The organism is Acidovorax sp. SRB_14, from assembly GCF_012932145.1.
In the GTDB taxonomy this organism is placed as follows: Bacteria; Pseudomonadota; Gammaproteobacteria; order Burkholderiales; family Burkholderiaceae_C; genus Simplicispira.
Map to the genome: position 1 here is coordinate 45777 of NZ_MWOK01000004.1, position 20591 is coordinate 66367.

A 20591-nucleotide genomic window follows, 5' to 3' on the forward strand; every position below is an offset into this window, starting at 1 on the left:
TATGCCCATGGTACGGCGCCTGTGCGGCGACCGCCGCGGCCCCACAGCGCGCAGGGTGGTTTTACTTCATGCCTTGCGGTCGGCATCCGGCCGGTGGCCAGTGCCGAAGACACGGTCCCAGAGTGCCGTGGTCACGCCATAGCAGTCCCCGGGGTCGCCCGCGCGGTGGTGCAGCGCGTGCCAGTGCCGTCGCCGCTGCAGCCACCGGCCCGGGGCCATCCCATGGTGCAGCGCATGGTGCACCACCGCATAGGTCAGGTAGCCTGCGAGCAGGCCCAGCGTCAGCGCACAGGCACGCCACAGGTCGCTCAGCAGCAGGGCGGGCAGAAACACGAGCAAGGCGATGAGGGCGGCACTCAGCAGCGTCGGCGTGCAGATCAGAGCGGCAGGATGCGCGTGGTGCAGCGCATGCCAACGCCGAAACGGCTGCAGGCCGTGCAGCACGAAGCGGTGCAGACCGTATTCCACCAGGGTCCATGCCCCCAGCCCGAGCAGCGCCGTGGCCGCCAACTCCGCGCCCCGGCCCTCAGGCCCGAAAAACCCCAGGGCCACGGCCAGTGCGAGGACGGCTGCCCCATACAGGGCGAAGTCCGCCAGGTAGGCGGCCTTGCTGTGTTCCAGGGCAAAAAGACGCATGGGGCGGCCTTTCTTCGGGCCCGGGTGCCTGCCACGGGCATGGGCGCTGCAGCGCCAGGTGTGCGGCGGTCCAAGTCAGTCAGGTACGCCGGGTGCGCACACCAGAATACCACCGCAGGGCCCTGCCGCGCCCCTGCACCGCAGGCCGCTCTATCCCTCACTGGTGGGCGTAGACGGCATCCTCGGTGGCAAAGGCCTTGAACTCGATCGGGTTGCCGAACGGGTCGAGGAAGAACATGGTCCATTGCTCGCCGGGCTGGCCCTCGAAGCGCACCTGCGGCGGCAGCACAAACGCGCAGCCTGCGGCGGCCAGCCGATCGGCCAGTGCCCGCCACGCCGGCAGCTCCAGGATGGCGCCGAAGTGCGGCATGGGCACCATCGCATCGCCGACCCGGCCGGTGCGCGCCGTCGCAAATGGCTCGCCCAGGTGCAGCGAAATCTGGTGCCCAAAGAAATCGAAGTCGACCCAGGTGTCTGTGCTGCGCCCTTCGCGGCAGCCCAGCGTCTGGCCGTAAAAGCTGCGTGCCTGCGCCAGATCGGTGACGTTGAACGCGAAGTGGAAAATGGAAGGCAGTTGCATAGTGCTTTCTGAATAGGGGGGTGGGCGCCAGGCTGCCTGCAGGAACTGCACGGCGCGGCCATTGCGGCAGGCCCCGATTTTGGACCGACCATGGCAACCTGCGCCACCCGGGGCGTATATGGACTCCGGACGATGGCGCCGCACAATGGCGTCGCCGGCCACCCCTGTGTGGGCCAACCGAACTCGAACGAAAGGACTGCCATGAAGATCGCTTTGATGGGCGCGGGCGCCGTGGGCTGCTATTACGGCGGCATGCTCGCGCGCGCGGGCCACGAAGTCACTCTCATCGCCCGCCCCGCCCATGCCGAGGCCCTGCGCCAGGGGGGTCTGTGGCTGGAGACACAGGCGTTCCAGGAACGCGTTCCGGTGCAGGCCAGCACCGACGCCAGTGCCGTGCGCGGCGCGCAGTGGGTGCTTTTTTGCGTCAAATCCACCGACACCGAGAGCGCAGGCCGCGCCATGGCCCCGCACCTGGCCGATGGCGCCGTGGTGCTGAGCCTGCAAAACGGCGTGGACAATGCCGAGCGCCTGGAGGTGGTGCTGGGGCGGGCGGTCGTCCCGGCGGTGGTCTACGTCGCCACCGAAATGGTGGCGCCCGGCCACGTCCGGCACCACGGGCGCGGCGAGCTGGTGATTGCGCCATCGCCCGCCAGTGCATCGATCGCGGCCGTCTGCAGCGCCGCCGGCGTGCCCGTGCAGGTGTCCGGCAACGCCACCGAAGCCCTGTGGGCCAAGCTGGTGCTCAACTGCGCCTACAACGCGCTCTCGGCCCTCTCGGGCCTGCCCTACGGGGCGATCGTGCAGAGCCCCGACCTGCCCGTGGCCCAGGTGATGGCCGACATCGTGCGCGAATGCCAGGCCGTGGCCCAGGCCAGCGGTGTGGCGCTGCCGCACGACATCCTGGCGTCCACGCTGGGCCTGGCGCGCACGATGCCGGGGCAGATGTCGTCCACCGCCCAGGACCTGGCGCGCGGCAAGCGCACCGAGATCGACCACCTCAACGGCTTCGTCGTGCGCCGCGGCGAGGCGCTGGGCCTTGCCACGCCGGTCAACCGCCTGCTGCACACATTGGTGCGCCTGCGCGAGCAGCAGCCCACGCCCCACGAAGGCGGGGCGGCATGACGCGGCGCGCGGTGCTCCGGGGCCCTTTGCGCTGGGCCCCCGTGGCCGGCTTTTGGGTGCTGCTGCTGGGCGTGGCGGTAATGTCCTTGCTGCCGGGGCAGTACCTGCCGCCCCAGACCGTGAACATCTGGGACAAGGCCCAGCACGCGGGCGCCTTTGCCGCGCTGGGCACCTGGGGCCTGTGCGTTTACCCGCGCCATCCGGGGCGCGTGCTGATCGGCCTGCTGGCCTTTGGCGGCGCGATTGAGCTGGCCCAGGCCGCCACCTGGTGGCGCGATGGCGACTGGCACGACTGGCTGGCCGACGCCGTGGGCCTGGCGGCAGGCGCCGCGCTGGCCATGCTGCCATGGCGACGCTTGGCCTGAATGCGGGGTACTGCCTGGTGCGGCTCCCTCACGCGAGCACGAGCAGCGGCGGAATGCAGAACCAGAGGATGAACGTAAGTGCCAGCACGATGGCGCCGTCGATGCGCTCGGGCATCTCCTGCACGGTGAACCTGCGCAGGTGCTGGCACAGCCAGGCGCCATGGACAGCGCCGCCGAGGGCGCCCCAGCCCAGCAGTGCCGCCATGTCGGGCCGCGCCAGCGCCAGCAGCGCCGCCGTGGCGGGCGCAGCGACGGTCGCCGCCATCGCCAGGCGCGCGGTGTTGCGCTTGCCGAGCAGGACCACGAGCGTGCGCTTGGCCGCGGCCTGGTCGGCCGCGTGGTCGGGGCAACCGGCAAGCAGGATCGAGGGCAGCACGGCGATTCCGAGGGGAAGCGCCAGCAGCCACGGGACGCGGTGGCTCCAGCCACCGCCCTGCGCCACATAACCGGCCAGGATGGCGCCGACGCTGTGGGTCAGCGCGACATCGAGTTCGCCAAGCCCGCGGTGCGAGAGCTTGAGCGGCGGAACCGTGTAGAACAGTGCGAACGCGGCAAACACGGCATACAGCAAGGCCACCGGCAGCGCCGAACCCGCCGGAGCCGCCGCGATCAGGGCGACCAGCGCCGCCACTGCTGCCAGGAGCGCCAGGGCGATGCCCTTGCGCATCGCTGCACGGTCGAGCCGGCCGTCGACCAGCACGCGCGAGCCGCCTGTGAACGGCCCGGCGTTGCGGTTCCGCCGATCGCTGTCGAAATCGAACCATTCGTTGAGGAAGACGGTCGCGGCTTCGAGGAAAAACAGGGCCAGGTAGCCGAGCAGGTATGGCGCCATCGCCAGCGGCGGGCCCGCGCCCGCGGCAAGTGCCCCGACGGTGTAGGCGATCCACGTCATCGGGTAGAACTGCAGGCGCAACGCGGCAAGCCATGCCAGGACCCGCTGCGCACGGCGCTGCGCGGGCGAGAGGGCGCCGTGCGCCAGGCGCGCACCGCTCGCGCGCGCACGCTCCAGCCAGCGGCTGCGCTGCGCAGCGTCGGAGGCGATGACCGGTCCGAAGCTGTCGGCGCGCACCGTGCGCAGGCCGCAGTAGCCGAGCGTGGCACGGGCCAGCGCCTGGCGCCCTGGCGCCCGGTAAATGAACCGATAGATGGGCGGCGGTGTGTCCATCGTCGTGAGCAGGTCGGCCGTTCGGCCCGCGAGCAGCTTGTCCCACCGGTCGTGCGTGACATGGCGAAAAGCGAACCCTGGGACCAGGACGCGGTCGAGGAAGCCCTTGAGCAGCGCCGGGAAGGTGCCCCACCACGTGGGGTAGACGAACACCACGTGCTCGGCCCAGGCGATGTCGTGCTGCGCGCGCACGAGGTCCGGCTCCAGTGGCTGCAGCTCGGGAGAGACCGCATGGACATTCGGGTCGAACTTCAACGCGCTGAGGATCAGCTCCCGGCATTCCACGCCCGCTTGGCGTGCGCCCGCAGCGTAGGCGTCGAAAAGTGCACCGCAAAAACTGTCGCGGCGAGGGTGGGCAAGGATCAGCAGACAGCGCATGGCTCAACGCCGAAGGCGGGGATGCCCGGCCACGCGCCGTGCCATGGCCTGAAGGTCGGGACATTGGGGTCCATGGGCTCGCTCCTCTTGCCGGCCGCACCGTGCGGACAGCTCCAGACACATCCGCCACCGTTTCTCACCCCAGTCCGCGCAGTGAACCAACGTGCCGGGACAGCCATCGCAGCGCAGCCGATGTTCGCACTCGCGGCCCCTTGCGTGCCCACGCCGCACCCTCTCATCGCTGCAGCCACTTGCGTTGGAGCCAGGCCAGCAGCGGGGACGCGTGCGCGCAGGCGCAGGCACGGGCGGCCTGCCGGATGGCGTCGCCCTGCGTCGGGTAGGCATGGACCACTTCGGCCAGCCGGCGCAGGCCGATGCCGGCCACCATCGCCAGGGACACGGTGTTGATCATTTCCCCGGCGTAGCGGCCCACGATGGTGGCGCCCAGGATATGGTCGCTGCCTTCGCGGACATGGATTTTCACGAAACCGTCTTCTTCGCTGTCGGTGACAGCACGGTCGACGTCGTGCATCGGCACCGTGAAGGTCTTGACCGGGATGTGGCGCTCGCGCGCGTGCCGGACATACAGGCCGACATGCGCCACCTGCGGGTCGGTGTAGGTGCACCAGGGGATCGTCAGCGCGCTCATGCGCCGGCGCCCGAGAAACAGCGCATTGCGCACCACCAGTTGGGCAGACGCCTCGGCCGTGTTGGTGAACCGGTGCTCGAGGCAGACGTCGCCGACCGCGTAGATGCGCGGGTTGCTGGTGCGCAAAAAATCATCGACGTGGATGCCCGCGCTGGCGTCGTAAGCCACGCCAGCGCGCTCCAGGTCCAGCGCCTGCACGGCGGGCCGGCGGCCAATGCCGGTCAAGATGGCGTGCACCACGGTGCTGGAGAGGTTGCCGGCACTGAGCATCTGCACGCGCTTGGCGCCGTCCTCGGCCCGCACGCTGACGACCCGGCAGTTGAGATGGGTTTCCACACCGTCTTGCGCCAGGGCATCCGACACCATCTGCGCAGCGTCGCGCTCTTCCTTGGGCAAAAACAGCGGTTCGCTATGGACCATGACGGTGCGCGTGCCAAAGCGCGCGAAGGCCTGGGCCAGCTCGCAGCCCAGCGGCCCGCCGCCAATGACCAACAGGCTGGCCGGAAGGGCCGTGAGGTCGAACACCGACTCGTTGTTCAGAAAGCCCGCCTCGTTCAGTCCCTCAATCTGGGGCAGCACCGCGCGCGACCCCGTGGCAATCACCGCCTTTTTGAACGGCAGGCGTGTGCCTTCGACGTCCACCGCATCGGGGGCCACAAAGCGGGCGCAGCCAAAGTAGAGCTCAATCCCGGCTTCGCTCAGCTGCGCCGGTGCGTCGGTGCGCCCCAGGCGGTCGCGCACGCGCCGCATGCGCGCCATGGCCTGGGCAAAATCCACGGGCACGGCGGGCGGCAGCGCCACGCCATAGCGCTCTGCGCTGCGCATCTCGGCATATAGCTGCGCACTGCGCAGCAGGGTTTTGGAAGGGATGCAGCCTTCGTTGATGCAATTGCCACCGATCTGCTGGCGCTCGACCAGTGCCACCTTGGCGCCAGCGGCCGCGGCCGTGCGCGCTGCCGCCAGGCCGCCCGGGCCTGCGCCAATCACCAGCAGGTCGTAGCGGCCACGCACAGGCGGGTTGCGCCAGTCTGCGGGCCGCATGTTGGGCAGGGACTCGCGCTGCAGCGCAGCGCTCGCACGCGTGCGGTGGACAGCGGAGGTGGGCAGCATGGCCATGCGGTGTATCGCAGCGCTCAGGGCTGCGCGGCCGTATCCAGCCAGCCACCCCGAAAGCCGGCGCGGCGCAAACCGGTCTGCATGAAGGGGCAGGCACGCAGCAGGCGCCACAGCAGGCCCGAGCGGAAGTTCTCGACCATCAACACGACCATGCCCTGGTCCAGGCCAAACTCCCCCTCCGATATCCAGGGGCCGGACTCGGCCGGGGTGTCTGGACTGCGCGCGGTGGCGTTGAAGCCGCTGGCCTGCACCGCTCGGGTGGCAGCTGCGCCGCTGCGCGCCAGCAGCGTACGCAGGGTCGGCAACACGATTTCGGGGGCGAACACCAGCGACGACACGATGCCAGGCACGGAAATCGTGCCATCGTCGGGCCCATAGGGCACGCCGCGCGCGGCGTAGCCATAAAACGCCTGGCGGCGGCCGGCAACATTTTGCGGTGCCACGCTGGGCCCGTCGCCGGCCGTCAGACCCCAGCACTGCGCGTTGTAGCCGACAAAGCTGCGCGGGTTGCGGATGGCGTACTCGCGCTGCACATAGGTGGCGCGGCGGCTGTTTTCAAAATAGTCGCAGCGCTTCTCGCGCATGAAGCGGTCGCGGATGCCACGAAAATCGATCCATGCGTGCGAGAACTGGTGGATGAACAGCGGCCCGGCATACAGGAAGTCGTAGCCATACAGGTTCTCCCATTGGTAGGTGGCGCTCCAGGCCTCAAAGCTTGCTGTGGTCAATGGACGGGTCGGCGAGCCCAGTCCCAGCACATACAGCAGGATGGCCTCGCTGTAGCCCTCCCAGCCGTAATGCAAAAACCCCCCTTCAGGTTTCCACCCGTGCACCACGGCGGCGCCATGGTGTTGCGCCCAGTGCCAGTCGACCCTGCCGTACAGCGCATGGGCCAGTTCGCGCAGCTCGGTCTCGGCCGGGGTGCTGTCCGTGAAATACGCTGCCGCAGCGAGCATGCCTGCGAGCAGCAGCGCGCTGTCTATCAGCGACACCTCGCAGGCCCAAACGCGGAGGCCGCTGTCCATGTCCAGGAAATGGTAATAAAAGCCGTGCCAGCCGGTCGACTCGGGCGTGCCACCTTGGTCGCTGTGCCAGAAAAAACGCAGTGCCACCAGGCAGCGCTGCACGGCTTCGGCGCGCGGAATCCAGCCGCGCTCCACCCCAACCGGGTAGGCCGACAGCGCAAAACCGACGGTGGCGATGCTCGAGGGCGAGTTGGGGCGCGAGGTATCAGCCACCAGGCCGTTGACCGGGTTGCCGTGCTGCAGAAAGTAGCCGAAGGCGTGTCGCTGCAGGCGATCGAGCATCGCTTCGTCGTCAGGGGTGACGTCCACCCAGGGCCGATCCGCCTTCACGTTTGCTCCTTCACCGCGGCGCGGGCGCCAACGCCGCATCGACGGTCGCTTGCGCCTCACGCAGGATCTGTTGCAGGTGGTCGGCGCCTTGGAAGCTCTCCGCGTAGATCTTGTAAATGTCTTCGGTGCCCGAAGGGCGGGCGGCATACCAGCCGCTGGGAGCGCAGACCTTGATACCGTCGATCGGTGCCCCATTGCCGGGGGCCTGGCTTAAAACCGCCGTGATTTTTTCTCCGGCCAGATCGGTCGCCGTGATCTGGGCCGGTGACAGCGCCGCCAGTTGCTGCTTTTGCTGCGCGCTCGCCGGCGCTTCGACGCGGTCGGCGACCGGGCTGCCCAGCTCCTGCGCCAGCGCAAGGTAGAGCGCGCCAGGATCGCGACCGGTGCGGGCCGTGATTTCGGCGGCCAGCAGGGAGGCGGTGATGCCGTCCTTGTCGGTGGTCCAGACCTTTCCGTCGCGGCGGAGAAACGCCGCGCCGGCGCTTTCCTCACCGCCAAACCCCAGGCGGCCATCGAGCAAGCCTTGCGAGAACCACTTGAATCCGACCGGCACGTCAAACAGCGTGCGCTGCAACCGGGCTGCGACACGCTCGATCAGCTGGGTGCTGACCACGGTCTTGCCGACGGCGGTCTGCGCCCCCCACTGCGGCCGGTGGCGGAACAGGTAGTCGATGGCGACCGACAAATAGTGGTTGGGCGCCAGCAGCCCGCAGCCGGGCGTGACGATGCCATGGCGGTCGTGGTCGGTGTCGCATGCGAAGGCAATGTCGAAACGGTCTTTGAGGGCAATCAGCCGCTGCATGGCGTAGTGCGACGACGGGTCCATCCGAATCTGCCCGTCCCAATCGAGCGGCATGAAGGCAAAGGTGGGATCGACGACTTGGCTAACCACGCTCAGGTCCAGTTTCCAGCGCTCGGCGATGGCGGCCCAGTAGTGCACGCCAGCGCCGCCCAGCGGGTCCACGCCCATGCGTATTTGGGCGTTGCGGATGGCATCCATGTCGATCACCTGCCCCAGGTCGCTGACATAGCAGGCCAGGTAGTCGTGGCGGTGCGTGGTGGGCGCATTCAGTGCCTGGGCGTGGGGCGTTCGCCGCACACCCTCCAGGCGCCGCTCCAGGTAATGGTTGGCCGCCGCCTGAATGAGCCGGGTGATGTCTTCGCCGGCCGGGCCGCCGTGGGGGGGGTTGTATTTGAAGCCGCCGTCGCGCGGCGGGTTGTGCGAGGGCGTGATGACGATGCCGTCGGCCCGCGCCGCCCGGCCGACGCCGTTGTGCCGCAGGATCGCATGCGAAATCGCCGGTGTCGGTGTGAATTCGCCGCGGGGAGCCAGCATCACGTCCACGCCATTGGCGGCGAGCACTTCGAGGGCACTGGCGCAAGCGGGCGGCGACAGGGCGTGCGTGTCGATGCCAAGGAACAGCGGCCCCGTGGTGCCTTGGGCCCGGCGGTGGTCGCAGATCGCCTGTGTGATGGCCAGCACATGCGCTTCGTTGAACGTCGCGTCGAACGCCGACCCCCGGTGGCCCGAGGTACCGAAAGCGACGCGCTGCGCCGCCACCGTGGGGTCGGGTTGTTCCGAAAAATACGCTGCGACGAGCTTGTCCACGTCGACCAACGAGGCCGGCGGGGCCGGCTGTCCGGCCAAAGGACTGAGGTGGGTGCCCATAGTGATGCTCCCTCTCAAGTGGCAGTCGCATGCCGGGCCAGCTGCTCCCGGGCAGCAGCGACGACATGCGCGGCATTGAAGCCAAAATGGGCTTGCGCCACCGCGCCAGGGGCAGACACGCCGAACGAGCGCATGGCCAGGATGGCGCCATGGCGTCCGACATAGCGCTCCCAGCCCAGCGCCGCCGCCGCCTCGACCGAGACACGCGCCCGCACCGCCTCGGGCAGAACGCTCTCGCGGTAGGCCCCGTCCTGGCGCTCGAACAGCTCCCACGACGGCATGCTGACCACGCGCGCCCGGATGCCTTCGCTGCGCAGCTGCTCGTACGCGGCGATGCACAACGCCACCTCGCTGCCGCTGGCAAGCAACAGCACATCGGGCGCTCCGCTGGCGGAATCCGCGAGTACGTAGGCGCCGCGCGCCACGCCGGCGGCACTGGCATAGCGGCTGCGGTCCAGCGTAGGCAGGGCTTGGCGCGAGAGCACCAGGCTGGCCGGGCGGTCGGTGAGCTGCATGGCCACACGCCAGGCCTCGACCACCTCGTTGGCGTCGGCGGGGCGCAGCAGCACCATGCCGGGCATGGCGCGCAGCGATGCCAGCTGTTCGATCGGCTGGTGCGTGGGCCCGTCTTCCCCCATGGCGATCGAGTCGTGAGTCCAGACATAGATGACGGGCAGACCCATCATGGCGGCCAGCCGGATCGCGCCGCGGGCATAGTCAGTGAAGACCAGAAAGCTGGCGGCAAATGGGCGCAGCCCCGCCAGCGCCATCCCGCTGGCGGCGGCGCACATGGCATGCTCACGGATACCGAAATGGAAGTTTCTTCCCGCATAGCTGCCCACAGGGCTGGCATCGCCTGCGATGCCGGGCGCCTCGAAAGCGCCAGCAAATTCAAAGCCCAAGTGCGTTTTGGTGGACGGAGACAGGTCGGCGGCGCCTCCCAACAGCCAGGGCACGCGTGCGGCAATGGCATTGAGCAATTGCCCGGCCGCGTCCCTTGAGGCCATGCCTTTGGCATCGGTCATGAAACGGGGCAGCGCAGCGTCCCAGCCTTCGGGCAGGCGGCCCTGCTGCATGGCAGCGAGTTGCTCGGCCAGGTCCGGGTATTGCACCTGGTACGCAGCGTAAAGCGCTTGCCATGCAGCGTGCGCGTCGGCGCCGCGCTGTCCCAGGTGGGCGCTGAAATGCGCCTGCACGCCGGGCGGCACGGCGAATTGTGCATTCGGGTCGAAGCCATAGAACTCCTTGGCCAGACGCACTTCTTCGGCGCCGAGCGGCTCGCCGTGCGCTTCCTTGGTGTCCTGCTTGTGCGGTGCGCCGTAGCCGATGTGGCTTTGCACGATGATCAACGTGGGCAGGTCCTGGGCCTCGCAGAACCGCTGCAAGCAGCCCGTGAGCTGTTCGATGTCATTGACATCCTCGACATGCAGCACCCGCCACCCATAGGCCTCAAAGCGCGCGCCCACGTCTTCGGTGAAGGTGATGGCCGTGGAGCCTTCGATGCTGATGTGGTTGCAGTCATAGATCCAGCACAGCTTGCCCAGACCCAGATGGCCCGCGAGTGAAGCGGCTTCGGCGCTGACGCCCTCCATCATGTCGCCGTCGCTGGCCAGCGCGTAGACCTTGTGGTCGAAAAGCGTGAAGCCGGGGCGGTTGTAGGTGGCGGCCAGCCAGGCTTGCGCCATCGCCATGCCCACACTGGTCGCCACGCCCTGGCCCAGCGGCCCGGTGGTGGTCTCGACCCCTACGGTCCAGCCATGCTCGGGGTGGCCGGTGCAGCGGCTGCCCGCCTGGCGAAAGCTCTGCAGATCGTCCATGGAAACAGGCTGCGCAGCGGTGGTGTTGCCGGCGTTGCCCGAGGCCGCCCTCACCCCAGCCAGATAAAGCAGCGCGTAAAGCAAGGCGCAGGCGTGGCCTGCCGACAGCACGAAGCGGTCGCGGTTCGGCCACGCGGGGGCGCCCGGGTCGTAGCGCAAGAAGCGTTGCCACAGGCAGTAGGCGGTCGGCGCCGCCCCCATGGGCGTACCCGGGTGGCCGGAGTTCGCCTTCTGCACCATGTCCATGGCGAGGGTGCGCAAGGTATTGATGCACAGCAGGTCGAGGGTGTTCTCATCACCAGAGGTCATGGCGGATCCTTGCGCAGTTGCCGGTAGCGGCGCATCAGTGTGTTGGTGGAGCTGTCGTGGGCTAACACAGGCGCGTCGGCGCTGGAAAGTTCAGCGGATGTCTTTGCCGCCAGGGCCTTGCCCAGCTCGACCCCCCATTGGTCGAAAGAATCGATGTTCCAGATCGCGCCCTGGGTAAATACACTGTGCTCGTACAACGCCACCAGCGCGCCCAGCGCATGCGGCGTCAAGCGCTGCGCCAGCAGGGTGTTGCTGGGGCGGTTGCCTTCGAACACGCGGTGCGGCACCAGCGTCTCTGCCGTGCCTTCGGTGCGCACTTCTTCGGCCGTCTTGCCAAAGGCCAGCGCCTCGGTCTGCGCGAAAAAACTGGCCATTAACAGGTTGTGCTGCCCATCGGTTTGGCTGGCGTCGTGTCCCAGCGGGTTCAGGCTCTGGCAGAAGCCGATGAAGTCGCACGGCACCAGAGGCGTGCCCTGGTGCAGCAGTTGGTAGAACGAGTGCTGTCCGTTCGTGCCGGGCTCGCCCCAGACAATCGGGGAGGTGGCGTAGTTCACGCGCGTGCCAGCGAGCGTGACATGTTTGCCATTGCTCTCCATGGTCAACTGCTGCAGGTAGGCCGGAAAGCGCGTCAGGTACTGCTCGTAGGGCAGCACGGCCTGCGTCTGGGCATGGTGAAAATCGATGTTCCAGACCGCCAGCAGCCCCATCAGCAGCGGCAAATTCTTACCAAACGGCGCGCTTTGGAAATGCCCGTCCATGGCATGAAAGCCGGCCAGCATCGCGCGAAAGTGCTCGGCGCCAATGGCAACCATCAACGACAGGCCGATTGCCGAATCCATCGAATAACGTCCACCGACCCAGTCCCAGAAGCCAAACATGTGGGCCGGGGAAATGCCGAACTCTGCCACGCCCTCGGCGTTCGTGGACACCGCGACAAAATGCCGGGCAACCGCCCGCTCGTCGCCCAACTGCGCCACGCACCAGGCACGCGCCGCGTGGGCATTGGTGAGGGTCTCCAACGTCGTAAAGGTTTTGGAGCAGACGATGAACAGCGTCTCAGCGGCATCGAGGTCGCGGGTAGCCTCGACCAGCGCAGTGGCATCGACATTGGAGACAAAACGACAGCGCAGGTCGCGCTGGCTGTAGTGGCGCAGCGCCTCATAGGCCATGACAGGGCCGAGATCGGAGCCACCGATACCGATGTTGACGATGTTGCGCATGGGCTTGCCGCTGTAGCCCCTCCATTGGCCGCTGCGCAGTGCGTCGGCGAACGCGGCCATGCGGTCCAGCACAGCATGCACTTCCGGAATCACATCGACCCCCTGCACCAGCAGGTGTGCGCCCGCCGGCGCACGCAATGCGGTGTGCAGCGATGCGCGCTTTTCGGTCGCATTGATCGGGTCGCCGCGGAACATCGCGTCGATGCGTTCGCGCAGACCGCTGCTCTCCGCCAGGCCGAGCAACAGGCGCAGGGTCTGGTCGTTGATGCGCTGCTTGGAATAGTCGAGGTACCAGCCAGCCGCATCGGCATGGAGGCGTTCGCCACGCCGGGCATCGTCGGCAAAAAACTGCCGCAGGTGCCGATGGCCGATGAGCTGGTGGTGTTCCACCAGCGCCTGCCAGGCCGGCCGGCTGGTCAAAGGCGGCAGGGCGGCGCCCCCCCGCACAGCGATGCGGCTCATCGCACAGCCGCTTGCGTGAATGCAAGTGCCTTGTGTGCGATGTGCTCCAGCAAGCTGCTCCAGGAGGACGAGAACGCTTGCGCACCGTCATCTTGCAATCGCTCGGCGAGCGCGTCGGGGTCGATACCTGCCTGGCGGCACGCAGCCATCACGGCATCCGCGCCGTTGCCGTCGCCCGCCAGGGCCTGCTGTGCCCGGCCGTGCTCTGCAAAAGCGAGCAGCGTCTTCTCGGGCATGGTGTTGATGGTGTCGGGAGCGGCCAGCGCATTGATGTAGAGCGTATCGGGGGCCGATGGGTCCTTGGTGCCGGTGCTCGCCCACAGCAAGCGCTGCGTACAGGCGCCGGCAGCAGCCATTTTGTGCCAGCGCGCCGAATCCAACAGCGTCCGGTAGGCCTGGTATGTCTGCGCCGCCACGGCAATGCCCAGCCGGTTGTGCAGATGCGCGGGCAGCGTTTGATTGGCCGCCACGTCCCAGCGGCTGACAAACAGCGAGGCCACCGAATGGACGCGCGGGTTCAGCCCAGCCGCGATGCGGCGAGCGATGCCGCGCAGGTAGGCCTCGACCGCCGCCTGGTATTGCGCTGGCGAAAACAACAGCGTGACGTTGATGGGGATGCCCGCGAAGATCGACTCCTCGATCGCCACCACGCCCTCGGGCGTGCCGGGAATCTTGATGTACACGTTCGGGCGCTCGGCAAGCGCATGCAGGTGCGTTACCGCCGCAATGGTCTGGACTGCATCGTGGGCCAGCAAGGGCGAAACCTCCAGCGAGACCCAGCCGTCGACGCCATCGGTGGCATCGAACACCGGCCTGAACAGGTCGGCCGCGCGCCTGAGATCTTCCAGCGCAATTTCAAAAAACAGTGCCTCGCCCGAGTGGCCTTCCTGCGTTTTTTTGCGAATGGCTTCGTCATAGGCGTCGGATTGGCCGATCGCATGCTCGAAGATCGTCGGGTTCGAGGTCAGCCCGGTGATCGCGAATTCGCGGATGTAGCGCTCCAGGGTGCCGCTGTCGAGCATCGGGCGGGTGATGTTGTCGAGCCAAAGACTTTGGCCAAGATCGTGCAATGCCTGTGCTTTGTTCATGATGGCTCCTTGAATTCAACGGGTCCGTCTGTGGCTTCACCCCATGGCGTTGTGCCAACCGCCGTGCTCGGCGATCAGCGCATCGGCGGCCGGTGGTCCCCAGCTGCCGGGCGCATAAGGAAGAGCCGGTGCATGCGCGATGAGCACCGGATCCACCACGCGCCACGCAGCCTCCACGGCGTCTTCACGCGCGAACAGCGCCGGGTCGCCCCCCATGGCATCGGTGAGCAGGCGCTCGTAGGGCGCCTGCTCACCCGCTTCTTCCTCGATCAGCACCAGCTCATGTTGTTCGCCCACGAAGGCCTTGCCGGCCTGCTTGACGCGCGCGGCCAGCGCAATCAGCGAGTGCGGTGACAGGCGAAAGCGCAGGTAGTTGCCCTCTTCTCCTGGGGCCACGGCATCTGCGAAGAGCCGCAACGGAGGGGACTCCAGGCGCACCAGCACTTCACACGCCGTGGCCGGCAGGCACTTGCCCGCGCGCAGATACCAGGGCACGCCGGACCAGCGCCAGGAGTCGATGTGCAGCCGCAGCGCACAGTAGGTTTCCACTTCCGAGCAATCGCTGACCTGGGGTTCGCGCCGGTAGCCCGCGTACTGCCCGCGCACCAGGTCGCTGGAGCACAGCGGCCGCATCGCATGGAACACCTTGAGCTTTTCGGCATCGACGGCGGAAAAATGCCGGCCAGCGGGTGGCTCCATGGCCAGCAATGCAACGATCTGGAACAGGTGGTTCTGCACCACATCGCGCAGGCAGCCTGCCGTTTCGTAGAAGCTGCCCCGGCCCTGCACGCCGAATTGCTCGGCCAGCGTGATCTGCACGCTCGCGACGTGGTTGCGGTTCCAGATCGGCTCCAGGAATGAGTTGGCGAAGCGGAAATAAAGCAAATTCATGATCGCTTCCTTGCCCAGAAAGTGATCGATGCGGAAGATGGCGCTTTCAGGAAACACCTCCAGCGCGACACGGTTGAGTGCGCGCGCCGAGGCGAGGTCGCGGCCGAACGGCTTTTCGACGATGACGCGGGCATCTGCCGCCAAAGCGGTCGCGCCCAGACCCCGAATGACCGTCGGAAACAGGGCCGGCGGAATGGCCAGGTAGTGGGCCGGTCGCCGCGCAGTGCCCAGCGCCTGCTTGAGCACTTCGAAGGTGGCGCTGTCCTGGTAGTCGCCGCTCACGTAACGCAACAGCGAAAGAAACGAATCGAGCCGGTCCGGATGGCCATCCGCACCGGACTCTTCAATGCTGTTCTTGGCGTGCGCGCGAAGCTGCTCCAGGGTCCACGGGGATGACGCTACGCCGATCACTGGCACGGTCAGCGTGCCGTGCTGGTGCATGGCATAGAGCGCTGGCAAGACCTTCTTGTGGGCCAGGTCGCCTGTGGCGCCAAACAGCACCAGCGCGTCGCAGGGTGCTGCCGGGTGCGTCAGGTCGGGTGCCATGTCAATCCTTGGGTGGTGGATCGGCGACCGGTTTTTCGACATGGCCGCCGAATTCATGCCGCATGGCCGACTGCAAACGGTTGGCAAAGTCGGATGCGCCGCGCGACGCAAAGCGTGCATAGAGCGCCGCGCTCAGCACCGGCACCGGCACGGCTTCGTCGATGGCGGCCTGGACCGTCCAGCGGCCCTCGCCGGAATCGGACACGCGGCCCTCAAAACCGGCAAGCGTGGAATCGGCGGCCAGTGCCACCGCTGTCAGGTCGAGCAGCCAGGAGCCGATCACGCTGCCACGCCGCCAGACTTCGGCGATCTCGGGCAGGTCCATCTCATACTGGTAGCGCTCCGGGTGCCGCAGCGGCGCCGTTTCGGCGTCCGAAGACTGGGCGTGCTTGCCAACATCGGCGTGGTGCAGGATGTTCAAGCCCTCGGCATAGGCGGCCATGAGGCCGTACTCGATCCCGTTGTGCACCATCTTGACAAAGTGCCCCGCACCGTGCGGCCCGCAATGCAGCCAGCCCCGGTCTGCCGTGCTGGCAGCCGAGGCGCGCCCCGGTGTCGGTGCCGAAGCTCCCGCGCCCGGTGCCAGCGTCTCGAACACCGGGGCAAGCTGCTGCACGGCCTCGTCGCCACCGACCATCAGGCAGTAACCGCGCTCCAGGCCGGCCATGCCGCCGCTCGTCCCCACGTCCACGTAATGGATGCCGAGGGGCTGCAAGGCGGCGGCTCGGCGCAGATCGTCGTGGTAGTGCGAATTGCCTCCATCAATAACGCTGTCGCCAGCGTCCAGCAGCGGCGTCAACTGCGCCAGCAGGGCATCGACGACAGCCGCTGGCACCATCAGCCAGAGGGCGCGCGGCTGCGACAGCGTGGAAACCAGTTGCTGCAGAGAGGCGGCGCCGGTCGCACCCAGCGCCTCCAGGCTCTGGACGGCCTGCGGATTCTGGTCGTGGACGACGCAATCGTGGCCGCCGCGCAGCAGCCGGGTGGCCATGCTGGCCCCCATGCGCCCCAATCCAATCATGCCGATTTGCATTGCGAGTCTCCTGTCGTGTGGACTTGCACAACCACTGCGTGTTCACGGCCATCGTCCACCAAAGGGACCGCCGGGCCAGGGAGCTCGGCGCCGTCCAAAATGACTGCCGGCCCGGTCTGTAGCTTGGGCGTCTGCCGCACCTCGATCAGGTAGAGCGTTGCGCGGTAGCGATAGTTCACCTGGAACGCGCCCCAGTGCGCTGGCAGGCACGGCACGATGCGCAGCGTGTCCGATTCCACGCGCAAGCCCAACAGCGACTCCAGAATGAAGCGCCACATCCATCCGGCCGAGCCCGTGTACCAGGTCCAGCCGCCGCGCCCGGTGTGCGGTGGCAGCGCATACACGTCCGAGGCGATCACGTAGGGTTCGGTCTGGTAGACCGCAAGCGCTTGGGGCGAGTCCGCATGGTGGAGGGGGTTGAGCATCGTGCACAGCTCCCACGCGCGCTTTGCATCGCCCAGTGCCGCAAAGGCCATGCCTGCCCAGACCGCGGCGTGGGTGTACTGGCCGCCGTTCTCGCGCACGCCGGGCACATAGCCCTGGATGTAGCCGGGGCTGGGGGCCGAATGGTTGAACGGCGGATCGAGCAATTGGACCAGCGCCGCGCCGCGGTGCACGAGCTGCGCATCGACGGCGTCCATCGCCTGGCGCGCGCGCTGGGCGTCTGCTGCGCCAGACAGCACCGCCCAGCTTTGCGCGATCGAGTCGATGCGGCACTCCGCGTTGCCTGCAGTGCCCAGGGGCGAACCATCGTCGAACCAGCCGCGCTGGTACCAAACGCCGTCCCACGCACTGTGCTCGATCGCTCCACGCAGCTGCGCCGCCTCGGCCTGGCAGCGCTGCGCGAATGCCGCATCGCCGTGCCGCCGCGCCAGGGCCGCGAACTGCGCCAGCACCTGGCACAGAAAGAACCCCAGCCAGACGCTCTCGCCTTTGCCCTCGGCGCCAACAAGGTTCATGCCATCGTTCCAATCGCCGGTGCCCATCAAGGGCAGGCCGTGCGCGCCGAAACGCAGGCCGTGCTCGAGCGCGCACATGCAGTGTCGGTACAGGCTGGCGGTGGTCTCGGAGCGCGTGGGCAGATCGTAGTAAGAACCTTCGTGCTCTTGCAGTGCCCTGCCCTCCAGAAAGGCCACCTGTTCCGTGAGCACGCCCATGTCGCCCGTGACTGCGACATACCGGCACACCGCCAGCGGCAGCCACAAGTAGTCGTCCGAACAGCGCGTGCGCACACCGCGGCCCGAGGGCGGATGCCACCAGTGCTGCACATCGCCTTCCGGAAACTGGCGCGACGCGCAAAGCAGCAGGTGCGCACGCACGCGAGCGGGTGTCGCATGCACCAGGGCCATCGCATCCTGCAGCTGGTCACGAAAGCCGAAGGCGCCGCTGGCCTGGTAGAACGCGGTGCGTGCCCAGAGCCTGCACGCCAGGGTCTGGTACAGCAGCCAGCCATTGGCCAGAAGGTCCAGCGCGCGGTCTGGTGTTTGAATTTGCACCGCACCGAGCGTGTGTCGCCAGTACTGCCGTACCGAATCCAGCGCTGCGTGCGCTGAAGCCGGGCCGCGCCAGCGTTGCACCAGGCTGCGCGCTTCTTCGGGCGTTGCGCCCGCCCCCAGGCGAAAAATGATTTCGTGCGTTTGCCCTGGTGCCAGCACGAACGGGACGCGCAGGGCGGCGCACGGGTCCAGCGCCACCCCAACGCTGCCGCAGAGCCGAAGCTGCTGCATTGCCGCCGGGCGCCGCAGGTTGCCGTGCATTCCCAGAAACGCACGGCGATCACCACACGCGCTGGCAGCTGCATCAGCGGCGCCATCGACATCAAAGAACGCGGTGCGGCCCGTGAAATCCGTGTGGTATGGGTTGCAGGCCAACAGTGCGCCGCTGTCCGCATCCCGCTCGGTACCAATGTGCATGGCGGTCTTGGTGCGCTCCTCGCCCAGAACCCATTCGACATAGCCGGTGACCGAGAGACGCCGCTCATGCTCCGAGCGATTGCACAGCTGCAACCGTGCGAACTTGACCGGCGCGTCTTGGGCGACAAACACCGTCAGCTCAGAGTGGATGTCACCTTGGCTGTGCTCGAAAACGCTGTAGCCAAAGCCGTGGCGCGCCACGTACGACGCGCCCGGGATGGGGCTGGGCAGCACGGTGGGGGACCAGTAATGGCCGCTGTCTTCGTCGCGCAAATAGAACGCCTCGGTATTGGGATCGATGACCGGGTCGTTGGACCAGGGTGTCAGGCGAAATGTCTGGGCGTTTTCGCTCCAAGTGTGTGCACTGCCGCTCTCGGAGACAAAACTGCCAAAAAAGGGGTTGGCCAGAATGTTGATCCAGGGCATGGGCGCCATACGCTCTGGCGTGAGCGTGACGACGTACTCGTTCCCGTCCGCTGTGAAACCCCCCAGGCCATTGGGAAAAATCAGCGCCTGTTCTGACGCCGCATCCTGCGGCTGGGATAGGGGAGGTTTCAGGGTGGGAAAATGGTGTGTGCTCTGCGGGACAGGTGATCTCGGGAGGCGCTGTGCAAGTTGCTGCGCCAGTGCCCCGCCACGGCCATCGAGCACGATGCGCGCCACCGTTTTCAGCAAAACGGCATCTGCCTCCGGGAGGGCGGCGCTGGCACGCACAAAAATGCCGCCCGGCCTGTCGATGGCGGCCGCTGCATCCTCGGCGGCGACCAGCGCCACCACCTGCTGCGCCAGGTCAGAGCTCTCCAGCTGCGGATTTTCCGCCAGCACCACCAAATCCACACGCAAGCCCGACATGCGCCAGTACGCATGTGCCTGCACGAGCTGGCGCACGAGTTCCAGATGGCCCGGGTCACAGATCTGCAGCAGCACGATGGGCCAATCGCCTGAAATGCCATAGCGCCACAGGCTGGACTGGCCTTGTCGGTTACTGGAGAGCACGGCGGGCCGGGCCCTCAGAACGGCGTTGGCATACAGCACCGCAGCGGCCAGGGCGGCATAACGTCGCGCGTCGGCAGCGCTCACATGCAGCCCGTCCAGAAGCGCCTGCGCATGTGTTGGCGCAGAAGCCAGGGCATGGTCGGCCATGCGCTGATCCTGGTACCTTTGAACCAGACTTGCGCAAGCGTCGCGGGTGTCTGCAACGCCGCTGACCCAGGCGATGGTGGTGCTTGCGCCAGGGCCCAGAAAAATGGGGCAACGGATCGCCACCACAGGATCGAGCACGGCACCAGCGCTGCCCGACAGCGGCGCATGGTTGTCCAACGCCTGTGGATCGGCGGTGCTGCGGCCACGCCCGATAAAGCGGGCCCGGTCGGTCTCGTAAGACACGGCTGCTGCGCTGGGCCTGGACAGGGCCAGCAGGTGGAACAGGCATGGCGTCGCTTCGCCCGGCGCGCGCGCACGGCGGGTGCACACAATGGCCCGCGATGCGGGCAGGATCTCGGTTTCGACGAAGAGCTTTTCAAACGCTGGATGCGCCACATCGGCCGCGGCAGTCGCCAACACGACCTCTGCATAGCTGGTGACGTCCAGCAACCGCTGCTGGCGCGAATGGTTGGTGATGCGGATTCGGCGCACCTCCACATCGTCGTCGCCAGCCACGGCGATCTCGGTTTCCACCTCGATGCCATGGTCGCGGCGGCGAAATGTTGCTTGTCCCACCGAGAAGGTGGCTTCAGAGACGTCGGCCTGCTGCAGTGTGGGCTGGAGGGTCGCCGACCAGATGTGGCCGCTCGTGCGGTCGCGGAGATAACAAAAACTTCCCCAAGGGTCACAGGTCGCGTCTTCGCGCCAGCGCGTCAGCGCCACACCCTTCCAGTGGCTGTATCCGCCGCCCGCCCGCGAAACTACTGCGTGGTAGCGACCATTCGACAGCAACTGCACCTCCGGCAAGGGGGCCGTGTGAAACGACCGCGCGGTATGAAAGGCAACCATGTGTGCGGTTCCAGGAGCAGACCGGCTGGCAAAAGGGCGTGGCTACCTGAGCCCAGAGTGGTGCGTTGTCGGGTCTGCACGCTATTTCACGCACCACTGCGCCGCGCACGGACCAAGGCTGATCGCCATGTGGGTGCGGTAACACAGACTACACCCGATACTGCTTTTGCAAAAGTACCTTCTGACGATATAAAAATACAGCCTGTTGCGCGCATTTCTATGCGAAGGAGTTCCACCCTGGACCCCGGGTCCGAGCGACAAGGACTGCAACATGCCGCTCACACT

Annotated in this window: 14 protein-coding genes; 2 read left to right on the top strand and 12 right to left on the bottom strand. The window is 67.3% G+C overall.

Translation table 11 applies throughout. The annotated features are described in order from the left end of the window. Positions 1-66: 66 nt before the first annotated feature. Together B2J86_RS04420 and B2J86_RS04425 are read right to left on the bottom strand one after the other, a co-directional pair. The gene (locus tag B2J86_RS04420; RefSeq protein WP_173024805.1) at positions 67-636 is read right to left on the bottom strand and encodes a sterol desaturase family protein; all 570 of its coding nucleotides are present in this window, start codon (positions 634-636) and stop codon (positions 67-69) included. A 157-nt stretch (positions 637-793) separates the two neighbouring features. Continuing rightward, positions 794-1210: a VOC family protein gene (locus tag B2J86_RS04425; protein ID WP_173024881.1), complete on the bottom strand. Its 417-nt coding sequence runs from the start codon at positions 1208-1210 to the stop codon at positions 794-796. 207 nt (positions 1211-1417) lie between these two features. Between B2J86_RS04425 and B2J86_RS04430 the strand changes: the two genes are divergently transcribed. Next, on the top strand, positions 1418-2338 hold the full coding sequence (locus B2J86_RS04430; RefSeq protein WP_173024806.1) for a ketopantoate reductase family protein: 921 nt from the start codon (positions 1418-1420) through the stop codon (positions 2336-2338). Between the two features lie 41 nt (positions 2339-2379). Further along, positions 2380-2703, top strand: coding sequence for a VanZ family protein (locus tag B2J86_RS04435; protein WP_216842298.1), 324 nt, complete (start codon positions 2380-2382; stop codon positions 2701-2703). Between the two features lie 28 nt (positions 2704-2731). Here the strand turns inward: B2J86_RS04435 and B2J86_RS18335 are convergent, their stop codons facing one another. The 10 genes from B2J86_RS18335 to B2J86_RS04485 all read right to left on the bottom strand — a co-directional run bounded on the left by B2J86_RS18335 (position 2732) and on the right by B2J86_RS04485 (position 20306). Further along, positions 2732-4246: an NAD(P)H-dependent oxidoreductase gene (locus tag B2J86_RS18335; protein ID WP_173024807.1), complete on the bottom strand. Its 1515-nt coding sequence runs from the start codon at positions 4244-4246 to the stop codon at positions 2732-2734. Between the two features lie 235 nt (positions 4247-4481). Then, a complete protein-coding gene (locus tag B2J86_RS04445) occupies positions 4482-6005 on the bottom strand; it encodes a mercuric reductase (RefSeq protein ID WP_173024808.1) in 1524 nt (507 codons plus the stop codon). A 23-nt stretch (positions 6006-6028) separates the two neighbouring features. Then, entirely contained in the window at positions 6029-7345 is a 1317-nt protein-coding gene (locus B2J86_RS04450; protein ID WP_371736134.1) for a glucoamylase family protein, read from the bottom strand. 31 nt (positions 7346-7376) lie between these two features. After that, complete coding sequence (gene pgm, locus B2J86_RS04455) at positions 7377-9035, bottom strand: phosphoglucomutase (alpha-D-glucose-1,6-bisphosphate-dependent) (protein WP_169169239.1); 1659 nt, start codon at positions 9033-9035, stop codon at positions 7377-7379. A 14-nt stretch (positions 9036-9049) separates the two neighbouring features. Further along, complete coding sequence (tkt, locus tag B2J86_RS04460) at positions 9050-11161, bottom strand: transketolase (protein WP_173024810.1); 2112 nt, start codon at positions 11159-11161, stop codon at positions 9050-9052. Then, a complete protein-coding gene (gene pgi, locus B2J86_RS04465) occupies positions 11158-12843 on the bottom strand; it encodes a glucose-6-phosphate isomerase (RefSeq protein WP_173024811.1) in 1686 nt (561 codons plus the stop codon). Before pgi ends, tkt begins: the two co-directional genes overlap by 4 nt. Next, positions 12840-13931, bottom strand: a complete 1092-nt coding sequence (gene tal, locus B2J86_RS04470; protein WP_173024812.1) for a transaldolase — start codon at positions 13929-13931, stop codon at positions 12840-12842. Before tal ends, pgi begins: the two co-directional genes overlap by 4 nt. A gap of 36 nt (positions 13932-13967) precedes the next feature. Beyond that, positions 13968-15368, bottom strand: coding sequence for a glucose-6-phosphate dehydrogenase (gene zwf, locus B2J86_RS04475; RefSeq protein ID WP_173024813.1), 1401 nt, complete (start codon positions 15366-15368; stop codon positions 13968-13970). Between the two features lies 1 nt (position 15369). After that, positions 15370-16401 (bottom strand): phosphogluconate dehydrogenase (NAD(+)-dependent, decarboxylating), encoded by a 1032-nt coding sequence (gene gnd / locus B2J86_RS04480; protein WP_173024814.1) that lies wholly within the window; start codon positions 16399-16401, stop codon positions 15370-15372. Continuing rightward, positions 16386-20306, bottom strand: a complete 3921-nt coding sequence (locus B2J86_RS04485; RefSeq protein WP_173024815.1) for a GH36-type glycosyl hydrolase domain-containing protein — start codon at positions 20304-20306, stop codon at positions 16386-16388. The genes gnd and B2J86_RS04485 overlap by 16 nt, the downstream gene beginning before the upstream one ends. Positions 20307-20591: the final 285 nt, after the last annotated feature.

Bases quoted from the DNA above. Each gene is read 5' to 3' on its own strand.
- pgi (WP_173024811.1), bottom strand. From the start codon at position 12,843: ATGAGCCGCATCGCTGTGCGGGGGGGCGCCGCCCTGCCGCCTTTGACC.
- B2J86_RS18335 (WP_173024807.1), bottom strand. From the start codon at position 4,246: ATGCGCTGTCTGCTGATCCTTGCCCACCCTCGCCGCGACAGTTTTTGC.
- tkt (WP_173024810.1), bottom strand. From the start codon at position 11,161: ATGACCTCTGGTGATGAGAACACCCTCGACCTGCTGTGCATCAATACC.
- pgm (WP_169169239.1), bottom strand. From the start codon at position 9,035: ATGGGCACCCACCTCAGTCCTTTGGCCGGACAGCCGGCCCCGCCGGCC.
- tal (WP_173024812.1), bottom strand. From the start codon at position 13,931: ATGAACAAAGCACAGGCATTGCACGATCTTGGCCAAAGTCTTTGGCTC.
- B2J86_RS04485 (WP_173024815.1), bottom strand. From the start codon at position 20,306: ATGGTTGCCTTTCATACCGCGCGGTCGTTTCACACGGCCCCCTTGCCG.
- B2J86_RS04430 (WP_173024806.1), top strand. From the start codon at position 1,418: ATGAAGATCGCTTTGATGGGCGCGGGCGCCGTGGGCTGCTATTACGGC.
- gnd (WP_173024814.1), bottom strand. From the start codon at position 16,401: ATGCAAATCGGCATGATTGGATTGGGGCGCATGGGGGCCAGCATGGCC.
- B2J86_RS04420 (WP_173024805.1), bottom strand. From the start codon at position 636: ATGCGTCTTTTTGCCCTGGAACACAGCAAGGCCGCCTACCTGGCGGAC.
- B2J86_RS04445 (WP_173024808.1), bottom strand. From the start codon at position 6,005: ATGCTGCCCACCTCCGCTGTCCACCGCACGCGTGCGAGCGCTGCGCTG.
- zwf (WP_173024813.1), bottom strand. From the start codon at position 15,368: ATGGCACCCGACCTGACGCACCCGGCAGCACCCTGCGACGCGCTGGTG.